The sequence below is a fragment of the Bacillus niameyensis genome, from assembly GCF_001375535.1.
Lineage (GTDB): Bacteria > Bacillota > Bacilli > Bacillales > Bacillaceae_C > Lederbergia > Lederbergia niameyensis.
On the sequence record NZ_LN831197.1, the window covers coordinates 877,208 to 893,421 of the forward strand.

15 protein-coding genes are annotated in these 16,214 nt (G+C 36.9%); all 15 read right to left on the reverse strand.

Features of this window, described 5'->3' with window-relative positions; all coding sequences use genetic code 11:
• Positions 1-88: 88 nt before the first annotated feature.
• Positions 89-349 (reverse strand): stage V sporulation protein SpoVS, encoded by a 261-nt coding sequence (gene spoVS / locus BN1243_RS04305; protein WP_018705045.1) that lies wholly within the window; start codon positions 347-349, stop codon positions 89-91.
• Between the two features lie 448 nt (positions 350-797).
• Positions 798-1,595 (reverse strand): TIGR00282 family metallophosphoesterase, encoded by a 798-nt coding sequence (locus tag BN1243_RS04310; RefSeq protein ID WP_062105009.1) that lies wholly within the window; start codon positions 1,593-1,595, stop codon positions 798-800.
• An 89-nt stretch (positions 1,596-1,684) separates the two neighbouring features.
• Complete coding sequence (gene rny / locus BN1243_RS04315) at positions 1,685-3,247, reverse strand: ribonuclease Y (protein ID WP_062105010.1); 1,563 nt, start codon at positions 3,245-3,247, stop codon at positions 1,685-1,687.
• Positions 3,248-3,472: 225 nt separating this feature from the next.
• Positions 3,473-4,522 (reverse strand): recombinase RecA, encoded by a 1,050-nt coding sequence (recA, locus tag BN1243_RS04320; protein ID WP_062105011.1) that lies wholly within the window; start codon positions 4,520-4,522, stop codon positions 3,473-3,475.
• Between the two features lie 230 nt (positions 4,523-4,752).
• The gene (locus tag BN1243_RS04325; protein ID WP_062105012.1) at positions 4,753-6,024 is read right to left on the reverse strand and encodes a competence/damage-inducible protein A; all 1,272 of its coding nucleotides are present in this window, start codon (positions 6,022-6,024) and stop codon (positions 4,753-4,755) included.
• A gap of 72 nt (positions 6,025-6,096) precedes the next feature.
• On the reverse strand, positions 6,097-6,675 hold the full coding sequence (gene pgsA / locus BN1243_RS04330) for a CDP-diacylglycerol--glycerol-3-phosphate 3-phosphatidyltransferase (protein WP_062105013.1): 579 nt from the start codon (positions 6,673-6,675) through the stop codon (positions 6,097-6,099).
• A 133-nt stretch (positions 6,676-6,808) separates the two neighbouring features.
• Positions 6,809-7,681 carry a helix-turn-helix domain-containing protein gene (locus BN1243_RS04335; RefSeq protein ID WP_069201761.1) on the reverse strand — a complete coding sequence of 291 codons (873 nt, stop codon included), beginning with the start codon at positions 7,679-7,681 and terminating at the stop codon, positions 6,809-6,811.
• A gap of 18 nt (positions 7,682-7,699) precedes the next feature.
• A complete protein-coding gene (locus BN1243_RS04340) occupies positions 7,700-8,488 on the reverse strand; it encodes a DUF3388 domain-containing protein (RefSeq protein WP_062105015.1) in 789 nt (262 codons plus the stop codon).
• A 366-nt stretch (positions 8,489-8,854) separates the two neighbouring features.
• Positions 8,855-9,112, reverse strand: a complete 258-nt coding sequence (locus tag BN1243_RS04345) for a DUF3243 domain-containing protein (RefSeq protein ID WP_062105016.1) — start codon at positions 9,110-9,112, stop codon at positions 8,855-8,857.
• 73 nt (positions 9,113-9,185) lie between these two features.
• Entirely contained in the window at positions 9,186-9,914 is a 729-nt protein-coding gene (gene ymfI, locus BN1243_RS04350) for an elongation factor P 5-aminopentanone reductase (RefSeq protein ID WP_062105017.1), read from the reverse strand.
• A gap of 80 nt (positions 9,915-9,994) precedes the next feature.
• A complete protein-coding gene (gene yfmH / locus BN1243_RS04355) occupies positions 9,995-11,284 on the reverse strand; it encodes an EF-P 5-aminopentanol modification-associated protein YfmH (protein WP_062105018.1) in 1,290 nt (429 codons plus the stop codon).
• On the reverse strand, positions 11,284-12,561 hold the full coding sequence (gene yfmF, locus BN1243_RS04360; protein ID WP_062105019.1) for an EF-P 5-aminopentanol modification-associated protein YfmF: 1,278 nt from the start codon (positions 12,559-12,561) through the stop codon (positions 11,284-11,286). Before yfmF ends, yfmH begins: the two co-directional genes overlap by 1 nt.
• Before the next feature lie 227 nt (positions 12,562-12,788).
• Entirely contained in the window at positions 12,789-15,101 is a 2,313-nt protein-coding gene (locus BN1243_RS04365) for a DNA translocase FtsK (protein WP_062105020.1), read from the reverse strand.
• A 143-nt stretch (positions 15,102-15,244) separates the two neighbouring features.
• Positions 15,245-15,457 carry a YlzJ-like family protein gene (locus BN1243_RS04370; RefSeq protein WP_062105021.1) on the reverse strand — a complete coding sequence of 71 codons (213 nt, stop codon included), beginning with the start codon at positions 15,455-15,457 and terminating at the stop codon, positions 15,245-15,247.
• Positions 15,454-16,212 carry a ClpP family protease gene (locus BN1243_RS04375; protein ID WP_407638878.1) on the reverse strand — a complete coding sequence of 253 codons (759 nt, stop codon included), beginning with the start codon at positions 16,210-16,212 and terminating at the stop codon, positions 15,454-15,456. Before BN1243_RS04375 ends, BN1243_RS04370 begins: the two co-directional genes overlap by 4 nt.
• Between the last annotated feature and the right edge of the window lie 2 nt (positions 16,213-16,214).

Sequence of the window (16,214 nt, forward strand, 5' to 3'; positions counted from 1 at the left end):
ATTCATACGAAAAAGGCCTGTTCGCAAAATGCAAACAAGCCTTTTTACTAATAATTGTTTTCTCAGCCCTATCTAATTATTAATTAAATTATCTAGGTTCAACAATCAGTTTAATGGCTGTTCTTTCCTCCCCGTCTATTAAAATATCGGTAAATGCGGGGATACAAATTAAATCAACACCGCCCGGGGCGACAAATCCTCTTGCAATCGCAACTGCCTTTACTGCTTGGTTCAATGCCCCCGCTCCAATTGCCTGAATTTCTGCGCCGCCTCTTTCCCGGAGAACCCCTGCTAGCGCACCCGCCACGGAATTGGGATTAGATTTTGCTGAAACTTTTAATATTTCCATTTCTTGTTCCTCCTTGTCATTTCCCCATAGCGATTGCCCTTACACACAATCGCGGTAACCTTTCCATTGTTACTATATTCGGGATAAGAATGAACTATTCCGGTTTGTCCTAGAAAAGCGGAAGGAGGTGTTCAGCGACGTACAAACTTCTGGGTCTTTGACCGAGATAAAGGAAACACGGTGAATCCGAAAGGATGAACCGATGTTGACTTATCGTAGAGAAAAGAACAAGAAGTTTGCTAGTCGCTACCGACTGGAGCTAGACAATGAAAAGCGAAAGCGCCTGTTTAGGGACGTAGAAACTTTTTAAGCTTCTGACGAGATAAAGGAAACACGAGGAGCCTGAAAAGGCGAATCGATGTTGACTTATCGTAGGAAAGTGCGTAAAAGTTCTCAGTCACTGAGAGCTGAAGGCAGAAAACAAGAAAATTACAATTAATATAAGATACTACTCAAAAAATGGTTGGTCGTCGTTTATAAGGATTGGCTTAATGGACAATGCTTTACCAGTTTCGTTATCTACATTAATGATACATGCACTTAACTGTGTTCTTCCGCTTTTCGGAACTTCAAATCTAGCTGGTAATGCAGTAAGAAATTTGTACAAAACTGCTTCTTTTTCCATACCGAGTATAGCGTCATATGGCCCTGTCATCCCTACATCAGTCATATAGGCAGTTCCTTTGGGGAGTATGCGATGATCGGCAGTTTGGACATGTGTATGAGTACCAACGACAGCAGTTACCTTACCATCTAGGAACCATCCCATCGCTTGCTTCTCACTAGTCGCTTCTGCATGAAAATCTACAAAAATAATGTTTGTACGTTTCTTCGCTTTTTCAATTAATTCTTCCGCTTTTTTAAAAGGACAATCAAGCGGAGGCATAAATGTTCTACCTTGCAAATTAATAACTGCGACTTCTAGCGTATTGATCTTAAGAAAAACCATTTCGTTACCTGGCGTATCTTCTGGAAAATTTGCTGGTCTCACTAAATATTTTGCTTCATCGATAAATTCAAAAATATTTTTATTATCCCAAGCATGATTTCCCAATGTAACAGCGTTTGCCCCTGCTTCTAAAAATTGTTTATAAATGACTTCGGTAATACCCCGTCCGCCAGCAGCATTTTCTCCATTAATAATTGTTATATGTGGGCGATAACGTTTTTTTAATTTGGATAAATTCTCTTTTACCATATCTCTACCAGGCGAACCCACAACATCACCAACAAATAAAATCTCCATATCTTTTCCTCTCTATTTACACTTAATTATATATAAGTTTAACATTTTATTTATGATAACAGCAAAAAGCGGAGTCGTTCACTCCGCTTTTATTTTGCATATTCGACTGCTCGAGTTTCCCTAATGACCGTTACTTTTATATGTCCTGGATAATCCAAGTCATGCTCAATTTTTTTACGAATATCACGTGCAAGTTTATGAGCTTCTAAGTCATTAATTTGATCCGGTTTGACAATAATTCGCACTTCACGACCAGCTTGGATAGCGTAGGATTTCTCAACTCCATCATAGGACTCTGAAATTTCCTCTAATTTTTCAAGACGGCGAATATAGTTTTCCAAAGTTTCACTACGTGCGCCAGGACGCGCAGCTGATAAAGCATCTGCCGCTGCCACTAGTACAGCTATAATAGACGTTGGCTCCGTGTCTCCATGGTGAGAAGCTATACTATTGATCACAACTGGATGTTCTTTATATTTCGTTGCAAGTTCGATTCCAATCTCCACATGGCTTCCTTCCACTTCATGATCAATCGCTTTACCAATATCATGAAGTAAGCCGGCACGTCGTGCAAGAGATTCATCTTCACCGAGTTCTGCTGCCAATAATCCGGAAAGGAAAGCAACTTCCATAGAATGCTTAAGAACATTCTGTCCGTAGCTTGTCCGATATTTTAAACGACCTAGAATTTTTATCAGGTCTGGATGAAGCCCATGAACACCTACTTCAAACGTGGTTTGCTCACCAATCTCGCGTATATATTCATCCACTTCACGTCTAGCTTTTTCAACCATTTCTTCTATTCGTGCAGGGTGAATACGGCCATCTTGCACAAGTTTCTCCAATGCGATTCTAGCAATTTCACGTCTAATAGGGTCAAATCCTGACAAAATAACCGCTTCAGGGGTATCATCTATAATAAGATCAATCCCGGTTAATGTTTCGAGTGTACGAATATTTCGACCCTCACGTCCAATGATACGACCTTTCATTTCATCATTAGGTAGATTTACAACTGATACAGTTGTTTCTGCCACATGTTCCGCCGCACAACGCTGGATAGCAAGGGATAGAATATTTTTGGCTTTTTTATCGGCTTCTTCTTTCATGCGTGTTTCACTATCTTTAATCATGATCGCCGTTTCATGTGCCAAATCTTTCTCCACATCGGTTAAAATGATGGATCTTGCCTCATCACGAGTAAGTCCTGCTACACGTTCAAGCTCATGTTCTTGTCTGCGGATCATCTCATCCACTTTGCTTTCCATCTCTTCAATATGTTGTTGTCTTTCATTAAGAGATTCCTCTTTCTTTTCAAGCAAGCTTTCCCGCTTGTCAAGGGTTTCGTCTTTCCGGTCGAGGTTCTCCTCCTTTTGCAATAAGCGATTTTCTTGTTTTTGCAATTCGGTTCTTCTTTCCCGAAGTTCAAGTTCAGTCTCAGAACGAAGTTTATGGTTTTCGTCCTTTGCTTCCAACAGGGCTTCTTTTTTCAAAGCTTCTGCATCTCGCTTGGCGCTTTCCAAAATTTGTTCAGCAGAATTTTTCGCACCTGCTATCTTTACTTTGGTCACATAATTAAAGATGAAATAGCCAACAACTACACCGACGATAAGGGCAAGCAAAATGGAGATGATTTGTACAAGCAGATCCATACTTTCACCTCCTCTTGCTATGAACTTGTATTACTTTTTTTCATGTCGGCTGGTACATTGCTACATAGTTTCAATATACAGAGCCAAGCTCAAAATTTCATTGTGAAAAAAAATGTAAAATATACATGTTAATTTTATAGTTGTGAATGTTTAATGTCAAGTAAACTTCAGTATTCATCCAATTAAAAAACAAAGCAAAGCATGGATGCTTCGCTTTGTGTAGATTTATTCATCTAAAAGGCTAAATTCTTCTTGTTCTTTGTCCTCATCTTTAGACAAAAACTTTTCTTCATCAAGCCCATAATGATCACGAATTTTAAACATAATTTCATTTCGTAAATCTGGATTTTCTTTCAAAAATAGTTTCGCGTTTTCACGTCCTTGCCCTACTCGTTCTTCATTATAAGAATACCAAGAACCGCTTTTTTGAACAATATCCAGTTCCGAACCCATGTCAATGATCTCTCCTTCACGAGAAATCCCTTCTCCATACATAATATCAAGCTCAGCAACACGGAACGGCGGCGCTACTTTATTTTTAACAACTTTTACTTTCGTTCTATTTCCGACAATCTCTTGTCCTTGTTTTAATTGTTCTGCGCGACGTACTTCAAGTCGTACCGAGGAATAGAATTTAAGTGCTCTCCCACCTGGCGTTGTCTCAGGATTACCGAACATTACACCAACTTTTTCACGTATTTGGTTAATGAAGATTGCGATAGTGTTAGATTTGTTAATTGCACCGGAAAGTTTTCTTAATGCTTGAGACATCAAGCGCGCCTGTAATCCAACGTGGGCGTCACCCATTTCACCTTCAATCTCCGCTTTTGGTACTAACGCTGCTACAGAGTCAATAACAATAATCTCAATGGCACCACTTCTAACAAGTGCTTCAGCAATTTCCAGCGCCTGCTCACCAGTATCAGGTTGTGAAAGCAACAACTCATCAATGTTTACACCAAGTTTTTGGGCATATACTGGGTCGAGCGCATGTTCAGCATCGATGAATGCTGCTTGTCCTCCGTTTGCTTGAACTTCTGCAATTGCATGAAGAGCAACAGTCGTTTTACCTGAACTTTCTGGACCATATATTTCAATAACTCTCCCTCGTGGATAGCCTCCCACTCCAAGGGCGATATCAAGTGCTAGTGAACCACTTGATATTGTTGAAATTTTTCGGTTTGTTTGCTCCCCTAACTTCATGATAGAGCCTTTCCCGAATTGCTTCTCAATTTGTTTTAACGCCATATCCAATGCTTTTTGACGATCACTCACACAATTTCCTCCTTGAATATCTTATTCTATGAAAATGTTTCATTTGCTTCATGTTGTCTCATAAACTAAAGCCTAACTCTAGTATAATGCTTTTTGGTTCATTTGCCAAGCAAAAAGCGAACGCTTATTCGTTTTATTTCAAACTATGAAATAGATAGAAAATGTGATTTCCACTAAGGAAAATCACATTTTAACTAGCATTTTTAAGGTCAAATCCAAAAATTAACTTTTTAAAGAAGCGAATCATCTGCTTTTTTAGTAAAATCCTCTCTTAACTCTTTTAATAAAAAATAGCAGCCATACTTCACAGATCGCTTTTGATTGCCTACTCTTGATCCCGATAAATTCAACAAATAGGACTTGGTTGGACGATCTTCGAAAGATATAGCAAGCCAAACTGTACCAGCTGGATGACCTTCAAGAGGATCAGGACCAGCTACTCCAGTAAAACTAATTCCAATGCTCGTGCCCAATTTTAAACGAATGTTATCAGCCAGTTCAATAGCACATTGTTCACTAACGACTCCATACTTTTCAATAGTTTCTTCTTTTATATTGCAAAGCTTAATTTTTGACATGTTCGAATAACAAACTACTCCACCGATCAACATTGTACTGACACCTGACACTGAAGTCATTTCTGATTGGAACAATCCACCAGTTAAACTTTCAGCGGCGGCCACCGTTAACTTCTTAGCTTCCAGTACTTTTAACAATTCTTTCATAATGGTCGTTTGACCATACCCATAAAAATATTTACCGAGTCGCTCGTTTACTTTCTTTTCCATTTCATCAATCATTTTCTTTGCTTCTTCCTCTGATCGATGACGAGCAGTAATTCGCAGAGTAACTTCTTGGTCGCCTGCTAAAGGTGCTACTGTTGGATTCGTTTGGGCATCCAGAATATCTTCGATTTCAACTTCAAGCTGAGATTCACCAATTCCAAAATATCGCAGTACTTTCGACTCAATCCTCTCTAATGATTCCATTTGATCCATAATAGCTGGCCGACCATACTTCCTAACCATAGGATTCATTTCATGGGGTGGTCCAGGCAAAAGCATATAGTAATGAGATTCATGCTTAAGAAACATACCAGGTGCCATGCCATGTTCGTTTGGAAGAACTTGAGAGCCTTCGATAACGAGGGCTTGTTTTTTATTATTGTCTGTCATGATTCTTCCAACCCTTTTAAAATAAGAAAGGATTGTCTCCATTGCCTCTTTATCTTCCACAAGATTTTTCCCGATATGTTTTGCGATTATTTCCTTAGTTAAATCATCTTTAGTAGGCCCCAATCCTCCAGTAAAGATGATAAAATCAGCCCTACTCTCGGCGATGGAAATAGCTTTTTCCAGTCTGTCCGGATTGTCTCCAACCACGGTGTGATAATAAACATTTACACCTATTTCTGCAAGTTCTTGTGATAAAAATTGGGCATTCGTATTAACGATTTGCCCAAGTAATAGTTCGGTTCCTACTGCAATAATTTCTGCATTCATGTTCCCCAATCCCTTCTTTCTAGTCTGTTTTTCTCCATTACCGGGAGCTTATTGACAATTAGCAGAAATAGACTAGATCGAATTTTTGAATACAGCCCGATTCTTTTGAAAATATTCAAGTCCGGACCACACAGTAAAAAATAACGCAACCCATAGAGCAATATCTGCAAAAGGAAAGCCAATCGCTTCAAAAAATATATTTCCAAGGAGCAAAGAAGAAACGGCAATAATTTGTGTCCATGTCTTAATTTTACCAAGCATATTAGCAGCAACTACTTCACCGGAACCTGCCAACACAAGTCTTAACCCCGTAACTGCAAACTCGCGGCTAATAATGATAATTACAATCCAAGATGGGGCTAATTGCATTTCAACAAGAACAATCAATGCTGCAGATACTAGCAATTTGTCGGCAAGCGGATCGAGAAACTTCCCGAAATTGGTAACCAAACTATATTTCCTAGCAAAATAGCCATCAACCCAGTCTGTAACGGAGGCAAATATAAATATGAGCGCACCAATAAAATGAGCTGTTTCAAGTTCAGTTCCGGGAAGTTTTACAGTCCCCCAATTAAATGGAATTAACATTAAAATTAAAAAAACAGGTATAAGTATAATTCTTGACACCGTTATTTTGTTCGGCAAGTTCATGAATGTAAATCCCTCCAACAAATGGCATAAATTACTATGTATAAACAGATCCGCCGACTTGCGGCGGAATAAGAAAAACGCAGAATCCTATTCAAGCTAAGTAACGACGACCCATAAAATCCAGATTACAATTTTATTCCGCCTGTTCAAATTTAATAATGATATCTTGAACAATCTTGTCACTTTCAAATTCTATTTTTTCATCATTTACATAAATTTCGGCTGCTGCTGAATTTCCAACCCTAATTTTAGCTTCTGATTCATCTGATAAATCATACGTTTCAGTTTCCCCATTTTCCAACTCGATTCCAGCTTGGAACACTTTTTCTTGATTATTTGTGACTACTAACCAAGTATTGGCAGAAACTGCTTTAACCATCACTTCAAACTTTTCGGCGTTTGTAAGAACATAAGTTGTTGTTCCACCGGAAACCCCTTCAACGGTAATTTCTTGTTGTGGCTTTACATCTTCAGGCGGAGTCTCCTCATCAACATTTTCTTCCCCACCTTCATCTTCAGAATTCTGTTGATCGGGAGAGGGAATATCTTCCGACTCTTGAATCTCTACCGTTTTATTTGGATCTGTTTCTGGCTGTCTAGCGCCAAAATTCCCGTACTTCACGACTAAAAACCAAATAAGAACTACAAGCGCAATTACAAAAACAGTGATTAAGATTTTGGGGAATACTTCTATTAATTTCGAACTTCTTCTAGAAATCGTATTTCTTGTTTGAACTCGCGATAACTGTTCAGGCAAGTCATCCTCATAAGCGAGAGGTATTTCATTTTTATAATCTTCAAAGAGTTCCTCAGGTTCCAAGTCTACCGCTTCAGCAAACTGTTTAATAAAAGCCCTTGTATAAAATTTTCCGGGTAAGATATCATAGTTACCTTCCTCGATTGCCGATAAATACCGTTTTTGAATTCTTGTGATATTTTGAAGTTCGTCTAAAGTAAGGCTTTTTTCTTCCCGTGCCATTCGCAGCCTACTTCCTAATTCAGACAATTGTCACACCTACCAATCCTAAAAATCAAAACCAAACTCTTGCTCATTAAAAAGACTATTGTTTTCCATAGTCTCGTATGTAATCAGTTCCTCGCGATCATTTCTGAGCTCGATAATGTAATCAAAATCTTCTATAGAGTATTCAGAATGCTGTACGAATATATCAGGATGTTCAATCACCTTTACTGCAGGAAGACGCATAATTTCCCGTACGAGCTGTAAGTGTTTTTCATCCGCTCTTTTTCTTGAGACAATTCCATCGATTATAAATATATTATTGGAGTTATACTCATCTTTTATCAATTCTTTTCGAATCGTTTGTTTCAAAAGCGTTGAGGAAACGAATAACCACTTTTTATTCGCACAAACGCTGGAAGCCACAACCGATTCAGTTTTTCCAACACGTGGCATACCTCTTATCCCGATCAGTTTATGCCCTTCCTGCTTAAACAATTCCGCCATAAAGTCGACAAGGAGGCCAAGTTCATCACGAACAAATCGAAAAGTCTTCTTATCATCCATATCCCTCTGGATATAACGGCCATGCCTAACTGCAAGTCGATCGCGAAGTTTAGGTTCCCTTATCTTTGTCACTTTTATTGTTTCTACTGTTTCCAAAATTGATTCCAGGCGCAAAATTTGTTCCTCACTGCTTGCTCGTATTAAAAGCCCGCGCCTTCCACGATCTATTCCATTTATACTTACTATATTAATCGATAACATACCCAACAAAGATGAAATATCACCTAATAAACCGGGACGGTCGATAATGATTTCATATTCTAAATACCAATCTTTTCTTTCCATATCCCGCAACTCCTTGAAATAACAAACCCAGTTTCACCAATGCACAAATCATTGTTTGTCTAGTATTATGATAGCTGATAATAACTTAATTTGAAAGAAAAACATTTCTATTCTTGGGAGTTTCTAACAGCGAACAAAAAATGTAGCCCCTTGCTCTTACACATTCAAACATCGCTGTTATAGATCTGTCGGAATAAGCCTTAGACAATTGCTAGTTACCTGAGTATGCCGTTAAACGGCATATCATTTTACTTACCCAAGATGTCTTATTTTATAACTAATTCTAAAAATTAAAAAGGCCGTTTCAAAAGTACTATCCTCGATAAAAAATGATGAGGAAATACTTTGAGACAGCCGCTAACTTATTTATTGAGTACTGTTGTTTTCAACAAGTTTTACCATTACACTGGCAATTGCCTGCTGCTCTTCTTCGGAAGCAACTGACCACAAGTCTGAAAGAACACGTTGTTGCTCATTTTTAGGATCCACTTTGTCTGCTAAATAGTCACCAACTTGATGTGCAAGATGATTGATAACGTTTTTAGACATTCCGTTTTGTTGCGCCTCATCTAAGCGGTCACCTAAAAAGTTTTTCCAATGATCCCAATTATTTAGAACTGACATGTCATTATCCTCCTTAGAATTGAACTTCGGAGTTATTATGTGCATGCAAAATTGACATTATACAGTGGAAAAATTATGTATACCAACCACCATTAACAGCCAAAACTTGGCCTGTGATATATGTAGCCTTATTGGATAAAAGGAATGAAACCGTGTTGGCAATTTCTTCTGGTTTTCCTAGTCGTCCTACTGGGATTTCTGCTTCCAATTCCATTATTTCATCTTCACTAAATTGATTTAACATGTTTGTGTTAATTGCTCCTGGAGCAATACAATTTACTGTTAAACCTGATCTAGCAAGTTCTTTACTTAAACTTTTCACAAAGGCAATCTGAGCTCCTTTAACAGTGGAATAAATGACCTCACAAGCTGCTCCAGTTTGCCCCCAAATTGAGCTAATCAAAACAATTTTCGAAGCAGAATTTTTTAATAATCGTGGCAATAAAGCTTGAATTAGAACCATTGGACTTTTAACATGAAGTTGTAACATATTGTCCATTGTTTTCTCATCTAAATCACTGAATAGACCATATGGCGCGACCCCTGACGAACACACAATTGCATCAAGTTGAAAAATTGAATTGGCTAAAATATGAGATCCTTCGTCAGTTAAAAGATCCGCATAAATGGGAATTAGTTCTATTTGATCATAAAGATCGTTTAATTCATCGATTAACTCTATAATTTTTTGTTCATTTTGATTGTAATGCAAGTATAGATTCCAACCACAACTAGCAAGTTCCTTGGCAATCGCTATCCCTATGCCCCCACTCGCCCCTGTAATTAAGGCAAACTTCTTCATCATTACCCTCCGTACACATTTTTCTAGTTCTCCCTCATTAACTATAAAAAGCCCGCACTTTAGGCAGGGCTTTTTAATATCTACTTCTTAGGTACGACTTGACAAACAGTCATACGATTTTCGTCGATAAAGCTCTTAGCCGTATCCAAAAGATCTTGGAAACTAATTTCTTCTAAGACCGGAACAACATCAAATAAATTCATATCATTAAAAACATATCGCGTAAATTGATTTGCAATATATTCTTGGGAATTTAAAGATCTTAAAAAACCGCCAATTTTCTTTTTCTTTGATCTTTCCAAGGCAGATTCTGAGAGATGCTTGCCATCTTTTGCTTCTAATAATATAGACTCGAGTTTCGTAGCGAGTTGGTCTGGGTCTTTTGAGTCACTCCCTACAACAGCAAAACCAAATCCTTGCTCTTGAGAGTATTCAAATTGAAATGTGTCGTCAATTAATTCGCTTGTATACAATTCCTCATAAAGATCAGAGCTTTTACTAAATAATAAATCAAATAATAATGAAATGACTAATTCTTGTTTTAACATTTCCTTGCCTTTTTGTTCAACATTTAACGCTTTTATCCCAACGAAACACTTTGGAATTTGAACGTTCATTTCAAGTGTTTGTTTCTTAGAAGCCACAGACTCTGGCTCTTCGTCAAAAATCCGCTCTATTTTAGGTGCCGCTTTATATTCTTTCGCAGCTTGATCCTGTTTAATCATATTCATTATTTTTTCAGGATCAATTGGCCCCGTTATAAAAAGCAGCATATTACTTGGATGATAGAACGTATGGTAACATTCATATAACATTTCAGCGGTAATATGAGAAATAGATTCAACTGTTCCAGCAATATCGATTTTTACAGGATGGTTGTGATACATATTCTCAATAACACCAAAATAAACACGCCAATCGGGATTATCATCATACATCATAATTTCTTGGCCAATAATACCTTTTTCTTTTTCAACAGTTTGTTCTGTAAAATAGGGGTCCTGTACCATATCCAATAACGTTTTTAAATTCAGTTCTACATTGTTTGTACTTGAAAATAAATAAGCTGTTTTATTAAAAGATGTAAAGGCATTGGCAGAAGCTCCCTGATGACTAAACTGTTGAAACACATCTCCATCTTCTTTTTCAAACATTTTATGTTCAAGAAAGTGAGCAATTCCATCAGGTACTAGTTTAAAATCATCCTGTTCAAGCGGTTTGAAGTGATTATCAACGGAGCCATACTTTGTTGTAAATGTGGCATACGTCTTATTAAAGCCTGGTTTTGGCAGAATGTATACTTCTAACCCATTTTCTAATTTCTCGTGGTATAAAGTTTCATTAACTTGGGTAAATTCCAGTTTTTCCATTATTGATCACCTTCCAATCCCGTCAAAAAATAAATAGTATCCATTTGAACTTTTTGAGCAACTTTAATAATTTCTTCCTTTGTAACCGCTTTTGTTTGCTCTATCCATTCTTCAGGGGATATGTTGGTAGACCCCACAACATTATTATATAAAACTTCAATTAAACCTCTTGCTGAATCAATCGTTTCAAGAAATTGATTTTGAATGACTGCTTTCGTTTGATTCAATTCCTGTTCGGTAATTTGACCTTGCTTCATTAAATCCAACTGCTCTTTAATGATCGAGACAGCCTTGTCATAATTTTGATTTTCAATTCCAGACATAATCATTAAAAGGCCCTTGTAACTCTCTATTCTACTAGCTGCATAATAGGCTAAGCTTTCCTTTTCTCGCACATTAATAAAGAGTTTGGAATGTGGAAATCCGCCAAAAATCCCATTAAACATTTGCAAAGCAAAGTAATCCGATTCACCGTAAACAATATTAGTTCGGCACCCAATATTTAATTTACCTTGATTTAAATCTTGATGTTCTTTTACTTCCTTAATTTCTCGTACATCTTTTTTTACTTCTATTAAATTTTGTATATTACTTCTTTCTTTAAAGATTAAAGTAGAAAACAAATTTTCAACTTCATTTATATCAATATCACCAATAACATAAAGATCCATCTTATCTTCATTAAATGCCTTTTGATAATATTCGTAGAGAGCTTCCCCTGTAATATCATCTACTTTATTCAATTCGCCAGTTGGCTGAATCTCATATGGTTCACCTTTACACATTTCTTCTATTAAGCGAACATTAGCATAACGCATTTTATCGTCAAAAACGGATTGAATTCGTTGCTTAAGACCACGTTTTTCTTTCTCAACAGTCTTTTTATCAAATGCACGATCTGTCATATTAGGATGTAATAAAACTTCATTAAAAAATTCTACCGCTTTTTTTAGAAGAGGTGTTTTATCTTGAAGGTAGTTTTCGTTCGCTATCTCCAATGTGAAAGTAATAATATGTTCTTCCCCTTTTTTACCTAAGTCTGTATAAAAAGATGCACCATAAAGCTCGTCTAAATAACTGCGTAAAGCTCCAGTCGTTGGGTACTTTTTTGTGCTGCTTTGCATGACATATGGCAATAACGCTCTAAGGGTAGCTGTCTCTTGTTTAAGAGGCGCTTTCATTTTCCAAACGATTGTGTTCGTCTTATATTTTTCCGTCTGAATCATATGTAAGGAAAAACCAGATTTTTCTACCGTATATTCCTTAGTAAATTCCATATTGGCAAAACCTCCTATTTCTATTAATTGGTAGCATATATAGCATAACTTTTTATAGGAAGAAGTGGCAAGTTTTTCCTATTTGTTAACATAATAATGTTATCGTATATAAAAATGAGATTTCTTTATATTTTATGTGATCATCTATAAGTTTATTCAAATGTTGAGAATAATGAATTTCGCAAAAAGAAAAAGCTGCTTCAAATATATCTGAAACAGCTTTTCTGTTAAGACGTATGTTCTTCTGAAGGCTTAGGCAATAAAACTGTCCGCGGTTTACTCCCCTCATATGGACCGACTATCCCACGTGCCTCCATTTCATCAATTAATCTAGCCGCTCTTGTATAACCAATTCTAAACCGTCGTTGAAGCATGGACACTGAAGCTGTTTGCATTTCAGCAATTAATTGAACAGCTTCTTCATATAGCTCATCTTCAACACTATCAGAAACTTCAGGAATATCTTCTGGAATCATTTCTTCCTGATATTGTGCTTTTTGTTGGCCTATGACAAACTCTACTATGTCTTCAACCTCTTGATCCGATAAAAAAGCACCTTGCACTCTTACAGGCTTTGATGCTCCAACTGGTAAAAAAAGCATATCTCCCCTACCTAGTAATTTTTCCGCTCCGCCAGTATCGAGAATGGTTCTAGAATCTGTTGCTGAAGAAACAGCAAAAGCAATTCGAGAAGGTATGTTCGCTTTAATGACCCCTGTTATTACATCTACCGAAGGGCGTTGGGTAGCAATAATTAAATGAATACCTGCTGCCCTTGCCATTTGCGCCAAACGTGTAATCGAATCTTCCACGTCGTTCGAAGCAACCATCATTAAATCAGCTAACTCATCTACAATTACGACAATATAAGGTAGCAAAGGCTGAATTTCTTCGGATTCAGCATTCATTCTTGAGATATAATCATTATATCCCCCAATATTTCTTGTTCCTGTATGAGAGAATAACTCATATCTTCTTTCCATTTCACTAACAACCTTCATTAAAGCTTGTGATGCTTTTTTCGGATTAGTGACAACCGGAGCTAATAAATGAGGAATCCCGTTATATACATTTAATTCAACCATTTTAGGATCAATCATCATCATTTTGACTTCATGCGGCTTTGCTCTCATTAAAATACTCGTAATAATTCCATTGATACATACACTTTTTCCACTTCCAGTTGCTCCAGCTACAAGCAAGTGGGGCATTTTGTTCAATTCAGCTACAACAGCCTGTCCCCCAATATCTCGCCCTAATCCAATTTGAAGTTTGGCCTCTGGTTTATCATTTTCTTTAGAATCCAATACTTCACGTAGTGAAACGATCGCTACTTCAGAATTTGGAACTTCGATTCCGATTGCTGATTTACCTGGGATAGGGGCTTCAATCCTAATATCTTTCGCAGCAAGAGCTAATGCAACATCATCACTTAAACTGACAATTTTACTTACTTTTACACCCGCTTCTGGATGAATTTCATATTTAGTTACAGCAGGACCTAAATGTACTTGAGTTACTCTAGCCTTGACACCAAAACTCTGAAATGTCTTTTCTAGTTTTGCAGCATTTTCATGAATAAGTTTATATTCACTGCTTTGGTCGGTAGCACGAGGTCTCGTCAGTAAATGAAGAGGAGGAAGTTCATAATCTTTATTTTCATGTTCCGTAAAAGCCATAGCGGGAACAGTGTCATCTTCATTACTTTGTTGATCTATTTTTTCGGCTTCTACCTTCTCACCCTGTGAAAAAACTTGTTCTGTAAAACTTGATATAATTGGTTCTGGAGCATTGTCAATATCTGGATTCACTTCTCGTTCAACTACTTGTTCATCCGATTGATTAATGATCTTAGGTTCAGGAGGTGATGTTTTTTTCTCAAGTTGTTTAGCTTTTTGGTCTTTTAGCCAATCATTTACATCTGACTTAAACAGTTCCCACTGTTTCTTGCAAAACTTTGATAGTGATTTCCACATCTTAGCAAGAATTTCACCTAGCGATTTACCTGTAATTAAGATCATTCCTATAATTACTAAGAAAAAACCTAATATTTTGGTGCCGAGAGAGCCAAAAACAAAATACGTAACAGATGTTAATATCGCACCAAGCATTCCTCCTCCAAGTTCTTTTGTCGTAGTGTTGCCTTTAATAATTTCAAAGAAGTCTTGGAAGGTATTTGCGATAATACTGATACCTTTAACATGATTGCTCTCCATTTTCAGATCGAAAAACTTAATATGAGAAAATAAAAGAAGACAAGATATAATGAGATAAATTCCTATAAGTCGATACCCAATTAAGATTGGCCGTTTTCGTTTAATAATCATATAGCCGGCGAGAGCTATAAAGAAGATTGGTCCAATGATATGCCATTCACCTAGTAAAAAATAAAAAGGATAGTTTAAAGAAAAAAGCTTATCGCCATTTACTATAATAATCAAACTTAAAGCCAGTAAAATAATCCCGGAAATTTCAAATTTAAGAATTTCCTTCATCTTTTTTGAAGACCTTTTTTGGCTTCTTCGTTTATTTTTTGCCATTTCATCACCTTGTCCATACTAAAAGTTCATAATCATGTTTAATCGATAAGTTCAATTAAGTATATTATACCATATTTGGATATGTCACCCTATTTCAGCACATGAAAAAAGACTGTAATGTATAACAGTCTTTTTAAAATTGCTTATTCATATAAAGGAATATAAGCTCCTGGACATAGATCATTTCTCAAAAAATCCGATGGATTACTACTCATAATCCGAACCACTTTATACATATTTCCATCTTGTTCTACCACTAGAGGAATACCTTGCCGGATAATCGTATTTTGGTTCTGAAAACCTTGGTCATTATCTGGAAAAATTAATTCCGGAGGCACAATAGTATGGAGAATCATTGCAACATTCCCCCATTGAGTTTGTCCTCTTGCTTCTTACCAATCAGTTCATTCAATTTTTGAATAGCCTCACCAACTCCACCAACCTGGTCCATTAATCCGTATTTAACTGCATCTGCACCAATTACATTCGTACCAATATCTCTTGTTAAATTTCCTTTGGCAAACATTAAATCTTTAAATACTTCCTCGGGGATTTTGGAGTGCTTCGTGACAAACTTTACTACACGCTCCTGCATTTTATCCATATACTCAAATGACTGCGGAACTCCAATTACAAGACCTGTCAAACGAATTGGATGAATGGTCATCGTTGCACTTTCTGCAATAAAGGAATAGGAACAGGACACAGCGATAGGTACACCAATTGAGTGCCCGCCCCCTAAAACAATCGAAACTGAAGGCTTTGAAAGAGTGGCAATCATTTCAGAAATAGCTAAACCAGCTTCCACATCTCCACCAACTGTATTTAAAATTACAAGCAAGCCTTCAATTTTGGGATTTTGCTCAATGGCGACTAATTGCGGAATAATATGTTCATATTTTGTCGTTTTATTTTGGGGGGGTAATTGCATATGCCCCTCGATTTGTCCAATAATAGTCAAACAATGAATATTTGTATCTTGAGATAGCTCTGGTACATTCGTTTGTCCTAATTGTTGAATTTTTTCAATGATGCCTTGCGGTTTTCCTTCGTTTTCTTTAGTAGGCTCTTGTTCAGTCTCAGTTTTAGAATTTTCAGGATTATGCATAATAG

Coding starts and splice junctions, on each gene's coding strand:
- spoVS (WP_018705045.1), bottom strand. CDS start 349: ATGGAAATATTAAAAGTTTCAGCAAAATCTAATCCCAATTCCGTGGCG.
- BN1243_RS04310 (WP_062105009.1), bottom strand. CDS start 1,595: ATGGAGATTTTATTTGTTGGTGATGTTGTGGGTTCGCCTGGTAGAGAT.
- rny (WP_062105010.1), bottom strand. CDS start 3,247: ATGGATCTGCTTGTACAAATCATCTCCATTTTGCTTGCCCTTATCGTC.
- BN1243_RS04325 (WP_062105012.1), bottom strand. CDS start 6,024: ATGAATGCAGAAATTATTGCAGTAGGAACCGAACTATTACTTGGGCAA.
- pgsA (WP_062105013.1), bottom strand. CDS start 6,675: ATGAACTTGCCGAACAAAATAACGGTGTCAAGAATTATACTTATACCT.
- BN1243_RS04340 (WP_062105015.1), bottom strand. CDS start 8,488: ATGGAAAGAAAAGATTGGTATTTAGAATATGAAATCATTATCGACCGT.
- BN1243_RS04345 (WP_062105016.1), bottom strand. CDS start 9,112: ATGTCAGTTCTAAATAATTGGGATCATTGGAAAAACTTTTTAGGTGAC.
- ymfI (WP_062105017.1), bottom strand. CDS start 9,914: ATGAAGAAGTTTGCCTTAATTACAGGGGCGAGTGGGGGCATAGGGATA.
- yfmH (WP_062105018.1), bottom strand. CDS start 11,284: ATGGAAAAACTGGAATTTACCCAAGTTAATGAAACTTTATACCACGAG.
- yfmF (WP_062105019.1), bottom strand. CDS start 12,561: ATGGAATTTACTAAGGAATATACGGTAGAAAAATCTGGTTTTTCCTTA.
- BN1243_RS04365 (WP_062105020.1), bottom strand. CDS start 15,101: ATGGCAAAAAATAAACGAAGAAGCCAAAAAAGGTCTTCAAAAAAGATG.
- BN1243_RS04370 (WP_062105021.1), bottom strand. CDS start 15,457: ATGATTCTCCATACTATTGTGCCTCCGGAATTAATTTTTCCAGATAAT.